This window comes from Micromonospora cathayae (genome assembly GCF_028993575.1).
GTDB lineage: Bacteria > Actinomycetota > Actinomycetes > Mycobacteriales > Micromonosporaceae > Micromonospora > Micromonospora cathayae.
The window spans coordinates 6,634,257-6,653,486 of the sequence record NZ_CP118615.1; the positions used below are offsets into that span (position 1 = coordinate 6,634,257).

The 19,230-nt window shown below is 72.7% G+C and carries 16 protein-coding genes; 11 read left to right on the forward strand and 5 right to left on the reverse strand.

Annotation, left to right across the window (positions count from 1 at the left end; genetic code table 11):
* Positions 1 to 82: 82 nt before the first annotated feature.
* Positions 83 to 1,381 carry a DUF2314 domain-containing protein gene (locus PVK37_RS29130; RefSeq protein ID WP_275031016.1) on the forward strand — a complete coding sequence of 433 codons (1,299 nt, stop codon included), beginning with the start codon at positions 83 to 85 and terminating at the stop codon, positions 1,379 to 1,381.
* A 171-nt stretch (positions 1,382 to 1,552) separates the two neighbouring features.
* Here the strand turns inward: PVK37_RS29130 and gcvT are convergent, their stop codons facing one another.
* On the reverse strand, positions 1,553 to 2,677 hold the full coding sequence (gene gcvT, locus PVK37_RS29135) for a glycine cleavage system aminomethyltransferase GcvT (protein WP_275031017.1): 1,125 nt from the start codon (positions 2,675 to 2,677) through the stop codon (positions 1,553 to 1,555).
* Positions 2,678 to 2,843: 166 nt separating this feature from the next.
* Between gcvT and PVK37_RS29140 the strand changes: the two genes are divergently transcribed.
* Entirely contained in the window at positions 2,844 to 4,037 is a 1,194-nt protein-coding gene (locus PVK37_RS29140; RefSeq protein ID WP_275031018.1) for an RNA-guided endonuclease InsQ/TnpB family protein, read from the forward strand.
* A 178-nt stretch (positions 4,038 to 4,215) separates the two neighbouring features.
* On the forward strand, positions 4,216 to 5,787 hold the full coding sequence (locus PVK37_RS29145; RefSeq protein WP_275031019.1) for a leucyl aminopeptidase: 1,572 nt from the start codon (positions 4,216 to 4,218) through the stop codon (positions 5,785 to 5,787).
* A gap of 85 nt (positions 5,788 to 5,872) precedes the next feature.
* Here the strand turns inward: PVK37_RS29145 and PVK37_RS29150 are convergent, their stop codons facing one another.
* The gene (locus PVK37_RS29150; protein ID WP_275031020.1) at positions 5,873 to 6,202 is read right to left on the reverse strand and encodes a hypothetical protein; all 330 of its coding nucleotides are present in this window, start codon (positions 6,200 to 6,202) and stop codon (positions 5,873 to 5,875) included.
* A gap of 121 nt (positions 6,203 to 6,323) precedes the next feature.
* Here PVK37_RS29150 and lpdA point away from each other — a divergent pair, with 121 nt between their 5' ends.
* The 3 genes from lpdA (at position 6,324) to PVK37_RS29165 (ending at position 10,383) form a co-directional block, all read left to right on the forward strand.
* Positions 6,324 to 7,769: a dihydrolipoyl dehydrogenase gene (gene lpdA / locus PVK37_RS29155; protein WP_275035271.1), complete on the forward strand. Its 1,446-nt coding sequence runs from the start codon at positions 6,324 to 6,326 to the stop codon at positions 7,767 to 7,769.
* 72 nt (positions 7,770 to 7,841) lie between these two features.
* A complete protein-coding gene (gene sucB / locus PVK37_RS29160; protein WP_275031021.1) occupies positions 7,842 to 9,704 on the forward strand; it encodes a 2-oxoglutarate dehydrogenase, E2 component, dihydrolipoamide succinyltransferase in 1,863 nt (620 codons plus the stop codon).
* Between the two features lie 334 nt (positions 9,705 to 10,038).
* Positions 10,039 to 10,383, forward strand: coding sequence for an antibiotic biosynthesis monooxygenase family protein (locus PVK37_RS29165; RefSeq protein WP_275031022.1), 345 nt, complete (start codon positions 10,039 to 10,041; stop codon positions 10,381 to 10,383).
* A 3-nt stretch (positions 10,384 to 10,386) separates the two neighbouring features.
* Here the strand turns inward: PVK37_RS29165 and PVK37_RS29170 are convergent, their stop codons facing one another.
* Positions 10,387 to 10,623 (reverse strand): GntR family transcriptional regulator, encoded by a 237-nt coding sequence (locus PVK37_RS29170; RefSeq protein ID WP_275031023.1) that lies wholly within the window; start codon positions 10,621 to 10,623, stop codon positions 10,387 to 10,389.
* Positions 10,624 to 11,023: 400 nt separating this feature from the next.
* Here PVK37_RS29170 and PVK37_RS29175 point away from each other — a divergent pair, with 400 nt between their 5' ends.
* Together PVK37_RS29175 and PVK37_RS29180 are read left to right on the forward strand one after the other, a co-directional pair.
* Positions 11,024 to 11,305: a hypothetical protein gene (locus PVK37_RS29175; protein ID WP_423790967.1), complete on the forward strand. Its 282-nt coding sequence runs from the start codon at positions 11,024 to 11,026 to the stop codon at positions 11,303 to 11,305.
* A 38-nt stretch (positions 11,306 to 11,343) separates the two neighbouring features.
* The gene (locus PVK37_RS29180; protein WP_275031024.1) at positions 11,344 to 12,243 is read left to right on the forward strand and encodes a TIGR01777 family oxidoreductase; all 900 of its coding nucleotides are present in this window, start codon (positions 11,344 to 11,346) and stop codon (positions 12,241 to 12,243) included.
* A 58-nt stretch (positions 12,244 to 12,301) separates the two neighbouring features.
* Here PVK37_RS29180 and PVK37_RS29185 read toward each other — a convergent pair whose 3' ends face one another.
* Positions 12,302 to 13,531 carry an extracellular catalytic domain type 1 short-chain-length polyhydroxyalkanoate depolymerase gene (locus PVK37_RS29185; RefSeq protein WP_275031025.1) on the reverse strand — a complete coding sequence of 410 codons (1,230 nt, stop codon included), beginning with the start codon at positions 13,529 to 13,531 and terminating at the stop codon, positions 12,302 to 12,304.
* Positions 13,532 to 13,757: 226 nt separating this feature from the next.
* Here PVK37_RS29185 and PVK37_RS29190 point away from each other — a divergent pair, with 226 nt between their 5' ends.
* Both PVK37_RS29190 and lipB read left to right on the forward strand, forming a co-directional pair.
* Positions 13,758 to 15,569, forward strand: a complete 1,812-nt coding sequence (locus PVK37_RS29190; protein ID WP_275031026.1) for a DUF6311 domain-containing protein — start codon at positions 13,758 to 13,760, stop codon at positions 15,567 to 15,569.
* A 151-nt stretch (positions 15,570 to 15,720) separates the two neighbouring features.
* Positions 15,721 to 16,359: a lipoyl(octanoyl) transferase LipB gene (lipB, locus tag PVK37_RS29195; protein WP_275031027.1), complete on the forward strand. Its 639-nt coding sequence runs from the start codon at positions 15,721 to 15,723 to the stop codon at positions 16,357 to 16,359.
* Between the two features lie 9 nt (positions 16,360 to 16,368).
* On the opposite strand, the gene aspS is transcribed toward lipB, so the two are convergent.
* Positions 16,369 to 17,655, reverse strand: a complete 1,287-nt coding sequence (gene aspS / locus PVK37_RS29200; RefSeq protein ID WP_275031028.1) for an aspartate--tRNA(Asn) ligase — start codon at positions 17,653 to 17,655, stop codon at positions 16,369 to 16,371.
* 460 nt (positions 17,656 to 18,115) lie between these two features.
* Here aspS and lipA point away from each other — a divergent pair, with 460 nt between their 5' ends.
* Positions 18,116 to 19,102 carry a lipoyl synthase gene (lipA, locus tag PVK37_RS29205; RefSeq protein ID WP_275031029.1) on the forward strand — a complete coding sequence of 329 codons (987 nt, stop codon included), beginning with the start codon at positions 18,116 to 18,118 and terminating at the stop codon, positions 19,100 to 19,102.
* Positions 19,103 to 19,230 lie beyond the last annotated feature (128 nt).

The window sequence follows — 19,230 nt, forward strand, 5'->3', positions numbered from 1 at the left end:
GTACTGTCCGGCTGAGCCTGCCCCGGCCGGCCGGGTAGCGTTCTCCTCCGACACACCACCGGCGCGGCGACGGGGGACGACATTGCTCATCACGGACGACTTCCTGCCCGTACCGGTGCCGGAGACACTGACCGCGACGTACCTGGTGCCGATGACCGGGTTGCCGAGGGTGGCCCCGCGCACCGCGCTGGCGGCGCTGGCCGGGCGGCTGGCCGAGCCGGTGCACGGGCTGGCCCGGCAGATGCTGGACAGTCCGTTGATGAGCGTGGACACCCGGTCGATCGACGAGTTCCCGGCGCTGCCGCCGGACCTGCTGACCGCGTTCGGGGCGTCCCGGGAGCAGCTCGACCGGCTGGCCGCCGCGACGCACGTGGTGGTGGTCCGGGCCGAGTACCGGCCGGGCTGGCCGCCGGCGCACGAGTGGGCGGCCCGGACGGTGGCCGCCGCCGTCGCCGAGTCGGCCGGCGGGGACGTGGTGGACGTCTTCGCGTTGCAGTTCCTCGACCCGGCGACCGCGCTGCGGTCGCTGCCGGACGCCCAGGGCCGGATCCGCCTGATCGACTGGGTGCTGGTCCCCTACTCCTCGGACACCGACGGGCTGTGGTTCACCACGAAGGGGCTGCGCCGGTTCGGGCTGCTGGAGTTGCAGACCCAGGGTGTGCCGGACCACCTCACCCGGGCGTGGGGCGCGGTGCTGACCGGCACCGCCCGCCGGCTGCTGCGTACCTGGACCGACGGGCTGGCCGGCGAGGAGGTGCCGGCGTTCGTCCAGCTGCCGGTGCTGACCGCGGTGACCGGCCACGACATCGCGGTCGCGTACGGCAACCCGGACCAGCACGGGGCGACCGCTCCGGTGCTGCTGCGGCTGGAACTGGACCCGGCGACGGATCCGGACGCGGACTCGTTCCTCAGCCTGCACCCGCCGGCCGGGCATCCCGGGCCGCCCGGTCGCTACTTCGCCTCGGCGTGCGGGATGCTCTTCTCCGGGATCCAGCCCGACGTGCGGTACGCCCGCCGGGGTGACGCGATGACGAAGGCGGTCGCCACCGCCCGCGAGGCGCTGCCGGACGTCCGGGCCCGGTTCCTGGCCGGCGCGCTACCTGACGAGACGCAGCTGGTGGTGAAGTACGGCATCCCCGGCGACGACGGCCCGGAGTACGTCTGGGCGGCGGTGACCTCCTGGGAGGTGGCGGACCGGATCACCGGCACCAGTTCCAGCGACGCCACCACCGACCCGGAGGTGCGGATCGGCTCCCCGGTCGTGGTGGAGAGCAGCGACGTGGTCGACTGGGCCCTGCTCGGCCCCGCCGGTGTCCTCGAGGGTGGCTGGACCCAGGCCGTCCTGGACTCCGGCGACCCCACCCACCCCCCACCCCCCTAGCTCCCGCCTCCCCCCACCCCGCCGCCCTCCTCCCTCCCGTCCCCCCGCGCTCTCGCTCGCCCTCCTCGTTGATCATGAAGTTATTGCTTCCGGCTCGGCGTGTCCGAGTACCTAACTTCATGATCAACGAGGCGAGCCACCGGGGGGCCGCCGGGGGCGGGGTGGGGTGGGTTAGCGGACGGAGGGGTGGATGAAGGGCGGGCGGGTGACGGTCATGGGTGCGCGGCGGCCCCGGACGTCGACCTCGACCTCGTCGCCGTCGGCCAGGTTCGCCGTCGTGTCGAGCAGCGCCAGGGCGATGCCCTGCTTGCGGGTCGGCGAGAAGGTGCCGCTGGTGACGGTGCCGACCGCCGTGTCGCCGACGTACACGGTCATGCCGGGACGCGGGATGCCCCGGTCCACCGCGACCAGGCCGCGCAGCGTCCGGCGCGGGCCGGCGGCCTTCTCGGCGAGCAGCGCGTCCCGGCCCCAGAAGGCCGGCTTGTCCCAGCCGACCGCCCAGCCGGCGCGGGCCTGCACCGGGGTGATCTCCAGCGACAGGTCCTGCCCGTGCAGCGGGTACCCCATCTCGGTGCGCAGGGTGTCCCGGGCGGCCAGGCCGCAGGCCCGCAGCTCGGGGTCGGCGGCGTGCAGCGCGTCCCACACGGCCACCGCGTCCGCCGCCGGCACCACCAGCTCGTACCCCAGTTCACCGGTGTAGCCGGTCCGGCAGACGGTCAGCTCGACGCCGTTCAGGGCGGCGGTGGAGAAGCTCATGTAGTCGTGGGCGGTGGGCAGGCCGAGGGCCTCGAGCAGGGCCGCCGAGCGGGGACCCTGCACGGCCAGCACCGCGTACGCCTCGTGTTCGTCGCTGACGGTGACCGACGACGGCGCGGCGGCGCGCAGCCGGCGTACCACCTCGGCGGTGTTCGCCGCGTTCGGGATGAGGAACACGTGCTCGTCGGAGTGCAGGTAGGCGATGACGTCGTCGACCACCCCGCCGGTGGCGTCGTCGCAGCACAGCGTGTACTGCGCCCGGCCGGGGCCGATCCGGCGCAGGTCGTTGCTGAGGCAGGCGTTGACGAGGTCGGCCGCGCCGGGGCCGGTCACCCGGGCCTTGCCGAGGTGGGAGACGTCGAAGACGCCGACGGCCTCGCGGACGGCGGTGTGCTCCCGGAGCACCCCGCCCCCGGCGTACTCCAGCGGCATCTCCCAGCCCCCGAAAGGGGCGAACTTCGCACCGAGAGCGGCGTGCCGCTCGTGCAGCGGGGAACGGCGCAGCCGGGGCGCGGCGGCGTCGGGGGTTACGTCGGTCATCAGTTTCCTTCCGTGGATACTGCGGCAGTCAGGCCGGAGAGGAAGCGGAACCCCTGCGCAGCGGTGCCGGCGAATCGATCCGCTGCCAAGGCGGACCGGCGTCCGCCCGCACCCCACCGCGAGGCTCACCGGCTGGCTTGCTAGCTTGTGAGGTGTGTCCAGGACGGTGAAGCGGGCGTTCAGGTACCGCTTCTACCCGAGCGATGCGCAGGCCGCCGAGCTTACCCGGACGTTCGGGTGTGTCCGGCTGGTCTACAACATGGCCTTGGCCGCCCGGACCGAGGCGTGGACGCTCCGTCAGGAACGGGTCACCTACGCCACCACATCGGCGATGCTGACCGCCTGGAAGAAGACCGAGGATCTGGCGTTCCTCAATGAGGTCTCTTCGGTTCCGTTGCAGCAAACGTTGCGACACCTGCAGGCCGCCTTCACCAACTTCTGGGCGAAACGCGCGAAGTACCCGACGTTCAAGAACAAGAAGAAGTCCCGCCGGTCGGCGGAGTACACCACAAGCGCCTTCCGCTACCGCGACGGTTACCTCACCCTCGCGAAGATGACCGAACCCCTCGACATCGTGTGGTCCCGGCCGCTGCCCCAGGATGCGACACCGTCCACGGTGACCGTGTCTCAGGACCCGGCCGGACGCTGGTTCGTGTCCCTGCTCTGCGACGACGTGATCGAACAGGTCTCCGCGTCGGGCATGGTCGGCGTGGACGCCGGACTCGACAGCCTGCTCACCCTCTCAACCGGCGAGAAGATCACCAACCCCCGGTACGAACGCCGGGACCGTGAGCGGCTGGTGCGCGCCCAGCGGAACCTGGCCCGCAAACAGGAAGGCTCCCACAACCGGACCAAAGCCCGCCTCGCGGTCGCCCGGGTGCACGCTCGCATCGTCGACCGTCGCCGTGACCATCTCCACAAACTGACCACTCGACTCGTTCGTGAGAATCAAACGATCGTGATCGAGGACCTGACCGTACGCGGCATGGTCGCCAACCACCGCCTGGCCCGCGCGATCAGCGACGCGGCGTGGCGGCAGTTCCGCACCATGCTCAAGTACAAAGCCCACTGGTACGGCCGGAACCTTGTCGTCGTGGACCGCTGGTTCCCGTCGTCCAAGCTGTGCTCGGCCTGCGGGGCTCTCGCGGAGCGGGTACCTCTACACGTGCGGACGTGGACCTGCCGATGCGGGCACACCCACGACCGCGACGTCAACGCGGCCCGCAACCTTCTCGCGGAGGGGCTCTCCGTGACCGCCTGTGGAGACGGCATAAGACCCCAACGGGCGCACGCCCGCACCGGGCAGCCGTCGACGAAGCAGGAACCCCCTGGGGTGACCCAGGGAACCCCTGTCCTTTAGGGCGGGGAGGATTGTCAAGGGTGGGAACTTACCGAAGATCGTGCTGGTGGTTAGCATCGGCGGGACCCGCCAACACGACCGGCGGGACAGCCCGGTCAGCGGCGGGTAGGTTGCCGCCGTAGACCTCCACCGCCGGTACGCGATCAGCGGCCGGCCCGGCCCGCCCGGAGTAGCTTCAGTGACATCGCCCAGCACCACCCTGAGCCTGGTCGACACCGACCCCGCCGAGCTTGCCGTCGACGCCATCGTGATCGGCGTGCACAGTCAGACCGGAGAGCAGGACGCCACCAGCGGCCCCGCCGGGTCCCTGCTCCTGGGCAGCGGTGCGGAGAGCATCGCCGCGGCGTTCGACGGCAAGCTGACCGAGACGCTCGCGCTCCTCGGCGCGACCGGCGGCGCCGGTGAGGTGATCAAGCTCGCCACGCTGGGTACGATCACCGCCCCGCTCGTCGCCGCGGTCGGGCTCGGTCCCGAACCGACCGGTGCCGCTCCCGCGCCGGAGGTGCTGCGCCGCGCCGCCGGGGCGGTCGTCCGGGCGCTGGCCGGGGCCCGGCGGGTGGCGTTGAGCCTGCCGCTGCCCGACGACGCCGACGCGCCGGCCGCCCTGCGGGCGGTCGCCGAGGGCGCGCTGCTCGGCGGCTACCGGTTCGCCGGTTACAAGACCCGGCCGCAGCCGGCCCGGCGGGAGCCGGTGGCCGAGGTGCTGGTGGCGGTGCCGGACGCCGGGGACGCCGGCGCGCAGGCCGAGATCGTCCGGGCGCAGACGGTGGCCGGGGCGGTACGGCTCAGCCGGGACTGGGTGAACACCGCACCGAACGAGCTGCGCCCGCCGGTGTTCGCCGACGCGGTGGCCGAGGCCGCGCGGGCGGCCGGGCTCGAGGTCGAGGTGCTCGACGAGGCGGCGCTGGCCGCCGGCGGGTACGGCGGCATCATCGCCGTCGGCCAGGGTTCGGAGGCCCCGCCGCGCCTGGTCAAGCTGACCTACACGCCGGAGGGCGGGGCGACCGGCAAGCGGGTCGCGCTGGTCGGCAAGGGCATCACCTTCGACACCGGCGGTATCTCCATCAAGCCGCCGCAGGGCATGTGGGAGATGAAGTCGGACATGGCCGGGGCGGCGGCGGTCGGCGCGGCGATGCTGGCCGTGGCGGCGCTCAAGCCGGCGGTGACGGTGAACGCGTACCTGCCGATGGCGGAGAACATGCCGTCGGGCACGTCGTACCGGCCGGGTGACGTGATCACCATGTTCGACGGCAAGCGGGTCGAGGTGCTCAACACCGACGCCGAGGGCCGGCTGATCCTGGCCGACGCGATGGCGCGGGCCTGCCAGGACGGCTGTGACTACCTGCTGGAGACCTCCACCCTGACCGGCGGTCAGGTGATCTCGCTGGGCAAGCGGGTCGCCGGGGTGATGGGTACGCCCGAGCTGTGCGAGCGGGTCCGGGCGGTCGGCGACAGCGTCGGCGAGCCGGCCTGGCCGATGCCGCTGCCGGACGACGTGCGCAAGGGCATGGACTCCGACGTCGCCGACATCTCGCAGGTCAACGCGGGGATGGACCGGGCCGGCCACATGCTCCAGGGCGGCACGTTCCTGCGCGAGTTCGTCGCCGACGAGGTGCCCTGGGCGCACATCGACATCGCCGGGCCGAGCTACCACTCGGGTGAGGCGACCGGCTACTGGACCAAGGGCGGCACCGGGGTCCCGGTGCGGACCCTCGTCCAGCTCGTCGAGGACATCGCCGCCGAGGGCTGAGGTGTCAGGAAGGGCCCCTGCTGACGCTGCGCGCGTCCAGCGGGGGCCCGCCCGGTACCGGCGCGGGCACCGGCAGACGTGGATCTCAGTACAGCTCGGGGCGGCGCTTGCGGCGCTCGTTGAAGTCGCGCATCCGCTGCGGGTACCCGACCAGCCGCACGTCGTAGATCGGGATGGCGAGCCGGTGGGCGAACCGGCGGGCGTTCTCCGGCGAGTCGATACGCCGGCGGGTCCACTCGCCGTCGTCGGCGATCAGGATGACCGTGGTCTCGGTGACGGTGGTCTGCGGTTCGATGAACGCCTCGACGCCCGGCCGGGTGCGGACGAAGTTCTCCAGATGCTCCAGATCGGCACGGTTGGCGGGGCGTCCGGGGGACGCGCCGCCACTGGTCTTACGTCGTCGGAACAGGGCCACCGGCCATCCCCTCCACCTGCCGTCTCGAGAAGGCACCGCCAAGAGTACGTGTCCTCGACGTGTCATTGAGCACCTCACTACGCGCTCTGATCCGGCAAGTGACAAGATGACCGAGGCGAGTATGCCCGTTTCCTGGCATGACCCTCGTAGCAGCGACGCGACCTGGGAGTTGAGTGTGAGCGAGCCGAACGACGCGACCTTCGACGTTGTCATCCTCGGAGGAGGCAGCGGCGGCTACGCGGCAGCGCTGCGCGCCGCCCAACTCGACCTGTCGGTCGCGCTGATCGAGAAGGGCAAGCTGGGCGGGACGTGCCTGCACAACGGCTGCATTCCGACCAAGGCCCTGCTGCACGCGGCGGAGATCGCCGACAACACCCGCGAGTCGGAGCAGTTCGGGGTCAAGGCCGAGCTGGTCGGCATCGACATGGCCGGGGTCAACTCGTACAAGGACGGCGTGGTCTCCCGCCTGTACAAGGGCCTCCAGGGCCTGGTGGGCGGCGCGAAGAACATCACCTTCGTCGCGGCCGCCGGCAAACTGGTCGGCCCGAACGTGGTCGAGGCCGACGGCAAGCGGTACACCGGCCGTAACGTGATCCTGGCGACCGGCTCGTACGCGCGTAGCCTGCCCGGCCTGGAGGTCGACGGCGAGCGGGTCATCACCAGCGACCACGCGCTCACCCTGGACCGGGTGCCGCAGTCGGCGATCGTGCTCGGCGGCGGCGTGATCGGCGTCGAGTTCGCCAGCGTGTGGAAGTCCTTCGGGGTGGACGTGACCATCATCGAGGCGCTGCCCCGGCTGGTCGCCGCCGAGGACGAGGAGTCGTCGAAGGCCCTGGAGCGGGCGTTCCGCAAGCGGAAGATCAACTTCAAGGTGGGCAAGCCGTTCGAGAAGGTCGAGAAGACCGAGAACGGCGTGAAGGTCACCATCGCCGGCGGCGAGACCGTCGAGGCCGAGCTGCTGCTGGTCGCCGTCGGTCGTGGCCCGGTCACCGCCGACCTCGGGTACGAGGAGCAGGGCGTCAGGCTCGACCGGGGGTACGTGCTGACCGACGAGCGGCTGCGCACCGGCGTGCCGAACCTCTACGCGGTCGGTGACATCGTGCCCGGTCTCCAGCTCGCCCACCGCGGCTTCCAGCAGGGCATCTTCGTCGCCGAGGAGATCGCCGGCCGGAACCCGGCGGTCATCGACGAGGCCGGCATCCCGCGGGTCACCTACTCCGACCCGGAGCTGGCGTCGGTCGGCCTCACCGAGGCCAAGGCCAAGGAGAAGTACGGCGCCGACAAGGTCAAGACGTACAACTACAACCTGGGTGGCAACGGCAAGAGCCAGATCCTCAAGACGACCGGCTTCGTCAAGCTGGTCCGGGTCGAGGACGGTCCGGTGGTCGGCGTGCACATGGTCGGCGCCCGGGTCGGTGAACTGATCGGCGAGGCTCAGCTCATCTACAACTGGGAGGCGTACCCGGCCGAGGTGGCGCAGCTCGTGCACGCCCACCCGACGCAGAACGAGGCGCTCGGCGAGGCGCACCTCGCCCTGGCCGGCAAGCCGCTGCACGCACACGCCTGATCACACCCAATCCGCGACGTCCGGCGGCAAGCGGGCGAGGATCCGCACCAGGCCACGAAGGAGTCTTAGAAGATGCCGGTATCGGTCACCATGCCCCGGCTCGGCGAGAGCGTCACCGAGGGCACCGTCACGCGCTGGCTCAAGCAGGAGGGCGACACCGTCGAGGTCGACGAGCCGCTGCTCGAGGTGTCGACCGACAAGGTCGACACCGAGATCCCGTCCCCGGCGGCGGGTGTGCTGAGCCGGATCGTGGTGGGCGAGGACGAGACCGCCGAGGTCGGCAGCGAGCTGGCGGTGATCGCCGGTGAGGGCGAGGAGACCGGCGGCGGCGCACCCGCGCAGCAGCAGGAGGCTCCGGCCGAGGAGGCCGAGCCCGCCGCCGAGCCGACCGCCGCCGCCGAGGGCACCGGTGCGGAGCCGGAGCAGCCGAAGGCGGAGGCCGCGCCGGCCGCCGAGGAGCCGAAGGCCGCGCCGTCGGGCGAGGGCACCCCGGTGACGCTGCCGGCACTCGGCGAGAGCGTCACCGAGGGTACGGTCACCCGCTGGCTCAAGCAGGTCGGCGACACCGTCGAGGTGGACGAGCCGCTGCTGGAGGTCTCCACCGACAAGGTCGACACCGAGATCCCGTCCCCGGTCGCCGGCACCCTGCTGGAGATCAAGGTCGCCGAGGACGAGACCGCCCCGGTCGGCGCGACCCTGGCCGTGGTCGGCGCGGCCGGTGCCGCCCCCGCCGAGGCCAAGCCGGAGCCGAAGGCCGAGGAGCCCAAGGCCGAGGCGAAGCCGGAGCCGAAGGCGGAGGAGCCGGCCGCCAAGCCGGAGCCGAAGCAGGAGGCGAAGGCCGAGGAGCCCACCCCGGGCATGTCGTACAACGAGCCGGCCGCGGAGGCCGAGACCGCCGCCCAGCCGGCGCAGGCCGAGCAGAAGTCGGCGCCGGCCGCTCCCACGCCGACCCCGCAGCGGCCGTCCGCCCCGGCGGCCGGTGGCGGCGAGGAGGCCGCCGGGTACGTCACCCCGCTGGTCCGCAAGCTCGCCAGCGAGCACGGCGTGGACCTGGCCGCGATCAAGGGCACCGGGGTCGGTGGCCGGATCCGCAAGCAGGACGTGCTGGACGCCGCCGAGAAGGCGAAGGCCGCCAAGGCCCAGCCGGCTCCGGCCGCAGCCGCCCCGGCCGCTCCCGCCGCCGAGGCCAAGCCGAAGCCGCAGCCGAGCGCCAAGCGCGGCAGCACCGAGAAGCTGCCCCGGATCCGCGCGGTCATCGCCAAGCGGATGCAGGAGTCGCTGCACGAGATGGCGCAGCTGACCACGGTGGTCGAGGTGGACGTCACCAAGGTCGCGAAGCTGCGGGCGCGGGCCAAGGACGCCTTCCTGGCCCGGCACGGCGTGAAGCTGTCCTTCCTGCCGTTCTTCGCCCTCGCGGCCGTCGAGGCGCTCCAGGCGTACCCGATCGTCAACGCCAGCATGGACCTCGACGCCGGTACGATCACGTACCCGAAGTCGGAGAACCTGGGCATCGCGGTGGACACCGAGCGGGGCCTGATGGTGCCGGTCATCCACGACGCCGGTGACCTGAACCTGGGTGGCGTCGCCAAGCGGATCGCCGACCTGGCCGAGCGGACCCGGACCAACAAGATCAACCCGGACGAGATCGCCGGGGCGACCTTCACCCTGACCAACACCGGCAGCCGGGGCGCGCTGTTCGACACCCCGATCGTGCCGTCGCCGCAGTCGGCGATGCTCGGTACCGGTGCGGTCGTCAAGCGTCCGGTCGTGGTCAACGACCCGGAGCTGGGCGAGGTGATCGCGGTCCGGTCGATGGTCTACCTGGCCCTGTCGTACGACCACCGGCTGATCGACGGCGCGGACGCGGCCCGCTTCCTGGTCGCGGTCAAGGAGCGCCTGGAGGCCGGCAACTTCGAGGCCGAGCTGGGTCTCTGACCTGTAGCGCACGTCGAAGGGGCACCCCGCCGAGCGGGGTGCCCCTCCGCTGTCCCGTCTGCTCGCACGCCGCACGCCGCACGCCACCCGCCGCCCGCCGCCCGACACAATGTGCGGCATCTTGGCGTCTCGGCACGAGATGACGGCCCGGGATGCCGCATCTCGTGTTGATCATTCGCCCCATCGGGATTCTTCCCTGCCATGAACGGCGATCCAGTGCGGCTGGAGGACGGCTGGAGACGTCGGCCAGGGCGGCAGAGCACCGGCTAGGGTGTCATCAGCGTTGCCGGGCGTCCCGGTCCGAACGACATCCCCGGCCAGACAGGACGCACCCATGTCGACCACCCCGCAGACCGTCATCGACACCGGCGCCGACCTGGTCACGTTGATCAACGTGTTCACGGTGGCCCCGGAACGCCAGGCCGCGCTGGTCGCGGCACTCGACCGTACGACCAGGGAGTTCTTCGCCACCGTGCCGGGCTTCCGGTCGGCGAACGTGCACGCCAGCCAGGACGGCACCCGGGTGGTGAACTACGCCCAGTGGGCCAGCGCCGCACACTTCCAGGCCATGCTCCGGATGCCGGAGGCCCGCCCGCACCTGGCCGCCATCGGCGCGCTGGTCGAGGCCAGCGACCCGAAGCTGTACGAGGTCACCAGCGTCCACCGCCCCGCGCGTTGACCGTTACGTCGACCCGGTCGGCGGGTTGTCGGTGACGAACACCCCGAGCCCGTGCACGCCCTCGACGAGCCCCTGGGTCTGAAGCACGAGGATGGCCTGACGCACGACACCGGCCGACACACCGTGCTCCTGCCGGAGCTGAGCGGTGGACGGCAGCTTGTCGCCGGGGGCGAGTTCTCCGGACGCGATCTGCCCACGGATAAGTTCCGCGAGCTGCGCCCACTTGGGCTTGGCGGGCATGGTGACTCCCTGGTCTGCACCGCCATTTGATCACAACAAACTTTGCGAGACAAGTACGAGGTAGTCCGTTGACTTTGTCAGTCTAGTCTGACAAAGTTCGTGGCGGCTGGCTCCCTGGTCTGCAAACCCGGAGCCGGTCGTCCTGCAGGACGCGCCCGGCCGGTCGACCTCCCCCGTGGACCGGCCGGGTGCCCCGCCGCCCCCCGTACCGGGAGGAACCGATGCCGCCGTCCCGACCACCTGAACCCGTACCGCTGGCTCCCCGGCACCGGCCGACCTGGCGTGGCTGGCGGCGCTGGTGTTCCTGCGGCCTGCGCTGGGCCACCTGCCCGGACCGCCGGCTCCCGGTCCGCACCGAGCCGCCGGCCCGCGCACCCCGGCCCCGTAACGGCGGTCACTGGTGACACCGACCCGACCGCACACTCCGGTACGCCCGATCTGGCTCTGCCGGGCCTGCGCCCGACCGTGGCCGTGCGGGACCGCCCGCCTCACCCTGAACCGCGAGTACGCCGACGACCGGATCGGCCTGTGCCTGTACCTGTCGAGTCAGCTCCACCAGGCGGTGGCCGACCTCTACCGGCTCAACCCGGACCGGGCGCCCGAGCCGCCGCAGCTCTTCGCCCGCTTCCTCGGCTGGGCCCGGCTCCGCCCGACGGTCAGCGCCGACCGGGAACCCGACTGACCTGCATCCGCCGACCCGGTTCTGGGCAAAGATAGGGCATGCGGATCCTGATGGCCGGTGCGTCCGGTTTCCTGGGTACTCGGCTGGCCGCCCGGCTCGCCGCCGACGGCCACCAGCTCACCCGGCTGGTCCGCCGGCCACCGAAGGACCCCGGCGAGGTGCGGTGGAACCCGGCCGCCGGGCAGCTCGACCCGGCGGTGCTGGCCGGGGCGGACGCGGTGGTCAACCTGGCCGGGGCCGGGGTCGGGGACAAACGCTGGAACGACGAGTACAAGGCGCTGATCCGGACCAGCCGGACGGACACCACCGGCACGCTGGCCGTCACCATGGCCGGGCTGCCCGCCGGGGACCGGCCGCAGGTGCTGCTGAACTCCTCGGCGATCGGCTGGTACGGCGACACCGGCGACCGTACGGTGACCGAGGAGGCCCCGGCCGGCGAAGGGTTCCTGGCCGACGTGGCCCGGGTGTGGGAGGCGGCGACCCGACCCGCCGAGGACGCCGGGGTACGCGTGGTCCGGCTGCGGACCGGCCTGCCGCTGCACCGCGACGGCGGGCTGCTCAAGCCGCAGCTCCTGCCGTTCCGGCTGGGTGTCGGCGGGAAGCTGGGCAGCGGCCGGCAGTGGGTGCCGTGGATCTCGATGGTGGACTGGCTGGACGCGGTGGTGTTCCTGCTCGACCGGCCCGACCTGGCCGGCCCGGTGAACCTGGTCGGTCCGAACCCGGTGACGAACGCCGAGTTCACCCGGGAGTTCGCCCGTGCCCTGCACCGCCCGGCGATCATGCCGATCCCGGCGCTGGCGTTGAAGATCGCGCTGGGTGGTTTCGCCCAGGAGGCGTTGACCAGTACCCGGGTGCTGCCGGGGGTGCTGAACCGGGCCGGTTTCGGCTACCGGCACCCCGACCTGCCGGGTGCCCTGCACGCCGCCCTGCACGATTGAGCCACGGGAGAAACGACGGTGCCCCCGCCGCAGAGCAGGGGCACCGTCCTGCCACGTCTCAGCAGCCGATCACCCAGTGGGCGGGGGCGGTCTGCTTGAGGGTGGTGCTGGCGAAGACGTTGTAGAGGCCCATCCGCTGGTTCGAGCCGACCGCGTAGGCGTACCCGCCGGACTGGTAGGCACGGCCGGCGGTGACGTGCGCGTAGTTGCTGGCGGTGACGCAGGTGGGGGCGACCGTCGGCGACGGTCCGGGCGTCGGGCTGGCGGTCGGGGTGGGCCCGGTGGTCGGGGTGGGGCCGGGGGTGGTGGAGCCGCCGTCCAGGCCGAACCAGAGCGCGTCCCGGTACGCCGAGCAGATGGTGTCCAGGAAGTACGCCGCCGCCGTGCCGCACTGGTCGGGGCCGCTGCCCGGGTCGACCGGGGTGCCGTGGCCCATGCCGGAGACCCGGTAGACCCGGACCCGGTCGTTGCCGTACGTCTCCTGGGTGGTGCCGGCGGGCAGGGTGGTGGTGCCGGTCGGGGTCTGCGACACGCCGGCCACGTTGGTCCACTGGTCGCGGGACTCGGTGGCGTTGGCCGTGGCCACCGTGTAGTCGGCGGTGCCGTGCCAGATCGCCACCTTCGGCCGGGTGCCGGCGTACCCGGGGTACGCGTTGCGGACCAGGTCACCCCAGGCGGCCGGGGACTTGTCGACGCCGGGGTTCATGCAGGAGAACGCGCTGACCATGCTGGTGGCGCAGCGGTACGGCACACCGGCGACGATCGAGCCACCGGCGAAGACGTCCGGGTACGCGGCGAGCATGGCGGCGGTCATCGCGCCGCCGGCGGAGAGGCCGCTGACGTACACCCGGGCCGGGTCGGTGCCGAAGTTGGCCCTGGCGTGGTCGACCATCTGCTTGACCGACAGCGCCTCGCCCTGGCCGCGGGCGGTGTCGCCGGTCTCGAACCAGTTGAAGCAGGAGCTGGAGTTGTTGCCGGACTTCTGCTCGGCCAGGATCAGGGTGAACTTCCACTGGTCGGCGTACTTGCGCCAGCCGGAGTTGGTGAAGTAGGCGGTGGCGTTCTGCGCGCAGCCGTGCAGCAGCACCACGGCCGGGGCGTTGCCGGGCAGGCCGTCCGGCCGGTACGCGTACATGCCCAGGTTGCCGGGGTTGGAGCCGAAGCTGGCGACGGGGGTGAGGCTGGCGGCCTGCGCGGGCGCGGCGACCGCGACGGCCGCGGTGACGGCGAGGGTGGCCCCGGCCAGCGCGGCGGCCAGCCGGGTGAGGATGGACGGGGGTCGACGCACGGCGGGCCTCCACATGTGAACTGAGTCACTGGAATTGCCGCGACGTTACGCCGAGATGTCGAAGTCGTGACATGGGCCACGTTCACATATTTGTCACCATCGACGTGTGGCTCCGGGCGGGCGACAAGCGGGCGTAGTGGTGCAGGTCGCCGGTGACGATCAGACGTACCGACCGAGGTGCGGTGTCGAGCCGGTTGCTCCCGTCCCGGTTGGTAACGTCCGCTCCGTGCCGACTTCCCCGTCCCAGGTCACCGCGCCGCCGGCCACCACCACGAACCGTCGGGCCGACGTGCTGATGGCGCTGGCATCACTCGCCCTGGCGGTCTGGGTGACCAGCGGGCTGTGGTGGGACCCGAACGGACGGGCCATCACGGTCAACTCCAGCGACCAGGCGCTGTTCGAATGGCTGCTGGCCTTCGGGGCGCACGCGCTCACCCACGGCGACAACCCGCTGTTCACGTACCTGCTCAACGTCCCCGACGGGGTCAACCTCGCGGTCAACACCTCGGTCACCGTGTACGCCGCGCTGTTCGCCCCGCTGACGTACCTGATCGGGCCGCCGGCCACCTTCGCCGTGATCCTCACCCTCAACCTGGCCGCCACCGCGCTGGCCTGGTACTGGCTGCTCTCCCGGCACCTGGTCAGCTCCCGGCTGGCGGCCGGGGTCGGCGCGCTGGTGATCGCCTTCTCCCCCGGCATGGTGTCGCACGCCAACGCCCACCTGAACTGGACCGCCGGCTGGCTGGTGCCGCTGCTGGTCTGGCGGCTGTTCGCGCTGCGCGAGCCCGGACGCTGGCTGCGCAACGGGGTGATCTTCGGGGTGCTGGTGGCGGTCGCCTTCTCGATCGCCGCCGAAGGGCTGTTCTTCACCGCGCTGGCGCTGGCCGTCTTCCTCGCCGTCTGGGCCGCCCATCCGGCGAACCGGGCGGCGGTACGGGCCGCGCTGCCGTCCTTCCTGCGCGGCGTCGCGGTGACCGCCGTGGTCGCCGGGGTCCTGCTGGCGTACCCGCTGTGGCTGCACTTCGCCGGACCGCAGCGGTTCCACGGCACCGGCTTCGACCCGGTGGTGCACTCCGAGGACCTGGCCGCGTACCTGGCGTACCCGCGCCGCTCGGTGGCCGGCGAGGCGGGACTGGGCACCTCGCTGGCCCCCAACCCGACCGAGGAGAACTCCTTCTTCGGGGTACCGCTGCTGCTGCTCGCCGTGTTCTGCTTCGGCTTCCTGTGGCGGCGGGCCGCCCCGACCCGGCGGGCCACCCTCCTCGCGCTCGGGGTGACCGCCGTGGTGTTCACCGTGCTGTCCTGGGGGCCGCAGGCGGTCGTGGACGGGGAGCGGACCGGGGTCGCCCTGCCGTTCGAGTGGATCGGCCGGCTGCCGGTGATCAACGCGGCGCTGCCGGCCCGGCTGGCGCTGGTGGTCGCCCCGGTGATCGGGCTGCTGCTGGCGTACACCGTCGACCGGTTGCGCGCCGACCCGCCCCGGCACGGCACCACCCGGCTGGCCTGGGCGGTCGGGTACGCGGTGGCGCTGCTCCCGCTGCTGCCCACCCCGCTGCTGACCATCGCCCGCGAACCGGTCCCGGAGTTCATCACCTCCGGGGCGTGGCGGGAGCACGTCTCCCCCGGCGGGGTGCTGACCCCGGTCCCGCTGACCGTGGACGTCACCCCGGACGGGCAGCGCTGGCAGGCGTACGCCCTGGCCCACCGGCAGGGTGAGTTCGCCCTGCCGGCCGGGTTCTTCCTCGGGCCGGGCGGCCCGGACGGGCGGGGCCGGATCGGCCCGGTGCCGCGTACCTTCGACTCGCTGATGGACCAGGCCGGCCGGACCGGACGGGTCCCGATCGTCACCGACGGCACCCGCGAGCTGGTCCGGGCCGACCTGGCGTACTGGCGGGTGGAGGCGGTGGTCCTGGCCGACGAGGTGCACGGCGCGAAGTACGAGATCGACGAGGCCGCCCTGCTGCGGACCGCCACCGAGCTGCTCGGCCCCCCGCAGCGGGTCCGCGACGTGTGGCTGTGGCGGATCCCGCCGGCCTGACCCGCCCGGCCCCGGCCCACCCTGCACACACCCCGGCCCCGAACCGCCCGGCCCTGACCTGCGCCGGCCGTCCCCCGGCCCGGCCCGTGCCGCCGGGTGGTGAGGCGGCTCACCGGCTTCAGGCAGCCCGAACCGGACTAGGCTGGACGGCGTGACCTCGACGACGTCCCGCCTGACCACGGTCCGCGCCGGCCGCATCGACTACCAGGCCGCCTGGGACGAGCAGCGCCGGCTGCACGAGGCGGTGGTGGCCGGCGAAAGCCCGGACACCGTACTGCTGCTGGAGCACCCGAGCGTCTACACCGCCGGCAAGCGCACCGAGCCGTGGGACCGCCCGCTGGACGGTACGCCCGTGGTCGACGTCGACCGGGGCGGCAAGATCACCTGGCACGGTCCGGGGCAGCTCGTCGGGTACCCGATCCTCCGGCTGCCCGACCCGGTGGACGTGGTCGCCTACGTCCGCCGGACCGAGCAGCTCCTGATCGACGTCTGTGCCGAGTTCGGGCTGGTCGCCGACCGGGTGGACGGGCGCAGCGGCGTCTGGGTGCCGGCGGACGACCGGGGGCCGGCCCGCAAGGTCGCCGCGATCGGCATCCGGGTCTCCCGGGGCGTCACCCAGCACGGCTTCTCGCTGAACTGCGACTGCGACCTGACGTACTTCGACCGGATCGTGCCGTGTGGCATCCGGGACGCCGGCGTCACCTCGCTCAGCGCCGAGCTGGGCCGCCCGGTCACCGTCGCCGACGCGCTCCCGGTGGTCGAGCGGCACCTGCCGACCCTGCTCGGCTGACCCCTCCCCTCAGGGGGTGAGGCGGTGCAGGTCGCGGGGGAAGGCCGTCACCTCCCGGACGTTGCTCGCCCCGGTCAGCCGGGCGACGAGGCGTTCCAGGCCGATCGCGAAGCCGCCGTGCGGGGGCAGGCCGTGCCGGAAGGCGGCCAGGTAGTCCGCGTACGGCCCGACCGGCTCGCCCCGGGCGGCCAGCGCGGCCAGGTAGTCGGCGTGCCGGTGCAGCCGCTGCCCGCCGGTGACCAGCTCGACGCCCCGGAACAGCAGGTCGAAGCCGTTGGAGTACCCCGGCCGGGCCGGGTCGGGGTGGGTGTAGAAGGGGCGTTTCGCCATCGGGTACCCGGTGACGTACACGAACTCGGAGCCGTGTTCACGGCGGGCCCACTCCCCCAGCGCGCGCTCGTGGGCCGGGGCGAGGTCAGGTTCGTCCGGCGGGGCGCCGGCGATGCCGAGCGCCTCGGGGAAGGACACGGCGGGGATCTCCGCCGGCACCCCGGGGACGGTCACGCCGAGGGTACGCAGCGCCGGCCCGGCCCGGTCCACGACCGTGCCGAGCAGGCCGGCGAGGGTGTCCCGCAGCACCGCCATCACGTCCCGGTGGTCGGTGACGAAGCCCAGTTCGGCGTCGAGCGAGGTGTACTGGGCCAGGTGGCGGGCGGTGTCGTGCGGCTCGGCCCGGAACACCGGCCCGACCTCGTAGACGCGTTCCAGCGCCCCGACCATGAGCTGCTTGTAGAACTGCGGTGACTGGGCCAGGTACGCCGGACGCCCGAAGTAGTCGAGCGCGAAGACGTTCGCCCCGCTCTCGGTGGCCGAGCCGACGATCTTCGGGGTGTGGATCTCGGTGAAGCCCCGGGCGTCCAGGGTGGCCCGGAACCCGGCGACCGCCGCCGCCGAGACCCGCAGCGCCGCCGACCGGCGCGGGTGGCGCAGCGCGAGCGGGGCATGGTCGAGCTGGGTGGGCAGGGTCGCGGTCAGCTCCGGCCGGAACAGGTCGAACGGGGACGGGACGGCGTTCGGGCCGAGCGGTCGTACCACCGGGCCGGTCAGCTCGACCCCGGCGGGGGCGGACGCGTTCGCGGTGACCGTGCCGGTGACCTCGACCACGGTCTCCTCGGTGAGCGCCTCGACGGTGGCCCGGACGGCCGGGTCGGTGACCACCACCTGCGCCAGGCCGGTGGCGTCCCGGACGACCAGGAACGCCACCGACTTGAGCAGTCGGCGGCGGTGCACCCAGCCGGCGATCCGGACGGTGCGGTCGGTACGGGTGGAAAGCTGGACGGACAGGGTGCGTTGCATGGTGGGACCTCCTCGTCGGCTCGCAACGCCTCCGCCGCCGTCAGGCGGCGAGCATCAGCTCTGCCCCGGGAGGTGTGGGCGAGCGGGTCCTCGCGGTGCCACCACACCTTCGCCCCCGCCGTCGGCGGGTGCCTCGTTCGTCGCCTGGTGACCGGGGCCAGCCGGGCGGGTTCTACTCCGGGCCCGGTCCGGTCATCCGGGGGCCCGTTTCTTCCCGCAGCTCGGGAGGGTCTTCACGCGCCGGGGTCAGACCGCCTCGCAGCAGATCGGCGGCTCTCTGCACTGACCCGGGCGGCGCGCTAATCGGCTCCGTCGTCGCTCGTGGTGGGCACGCTACCGCCGGGTCCGTCGCCCGGACAGCGCTTTTCCGGTACGAAGGTGAGTGGGCTCACGCACTTTGGGCGTGACGCCGGTCGCCTGACGTGCATCGACCGGCACCGACGGGCGTAGGCTCGGTTTCGTGACGATCGAGCAGTCCGCGCCGACCACCGCCCAGGCTCCGCGTAGCACCGCCGTCGCCCCGGAGGGGCGGCGCATGCTGCGGATCGAAGCGCGCAACGCGGAGACCCCGATCGAGCGCAAACCCCCGTGGATCAAGGTCAAGGCCAAGATGGGGCCGGAGTACACCCAGTTGCGCGGGCTGGTCTCGCGGGAGGGGCTGCACACCGTCTGCCAGGAGGCCGGCTGCCCGAACATCTACGAGTGCTGGGAGGACCGGGAGGCCACCTTCCTCATCGGCGGTGACCAGTGCACCCGGCGGTGCGACTTCTGCCAGATCGACACCGGCAAGCCGGCCGAGTTCGACGCCGACGAGCCGCGCCGGGTGGCCGAGTCGGTGGCGGCGATGGGGCTGCGGTACGCGACGATCACCGGGGTGGCCCGCGACGACCTGCCCGACGGCGGCGCGTGGCTGTACGCCGAGACGGTCCGCCAGATCCACGCCCTCCAGGCCGACTGCGGCGTGGAGCTGCTGATCCCCGACTTCAACGCGGTGCCGGAGCAGCTGGCCGAGGTGTTCGGGTCCCGGCCGGAGGTGCTCGCGCACAACGTCGAGACGGTGCCCCGGATCTTCAAGCGGATCCGGCCGGCGTTCCGGTACGACCGCTCGCTGGACGTGATCCGGCAGGCCCGCGCGGCCGGGCTGGTCACCAAGAGCAACCTGATCCTGGGCATGGGCGAGGAGCGGGCCGAGGTGTCCCAGGCGCTGCGGGACCTGCACGGGGCGGGCTGCGAGCTGATCACCATCACCCAGTACCTCCGCCCGACCCCCCGGCACCACCCGGTCGAGCGTTGGGTGAAGCCGGAGGAGTTCGTGGAGCTGCGCGAAGAGGCCGAGGAGATCGGCTTCGCCGGGGTGATGAGCGGGCCGCTGGTGCGTTCGTCGTACCGGGCGGGGCGGCTCTACCGGCAGGCGCTGGAGGCCCGCGAGGCCAGCCCGGTCGGCTGACCCCGAGCCGGCGCGGCACCCGTCGCCGGGCGGCTCGGATCGGCGGGGGTCGGCGGCGGTTCCGCCGGGCCGGGCGGCCCGGCTCGGTCTACCGACCCGCCGCACCCGGCGATCCACCGGCTCCGCCG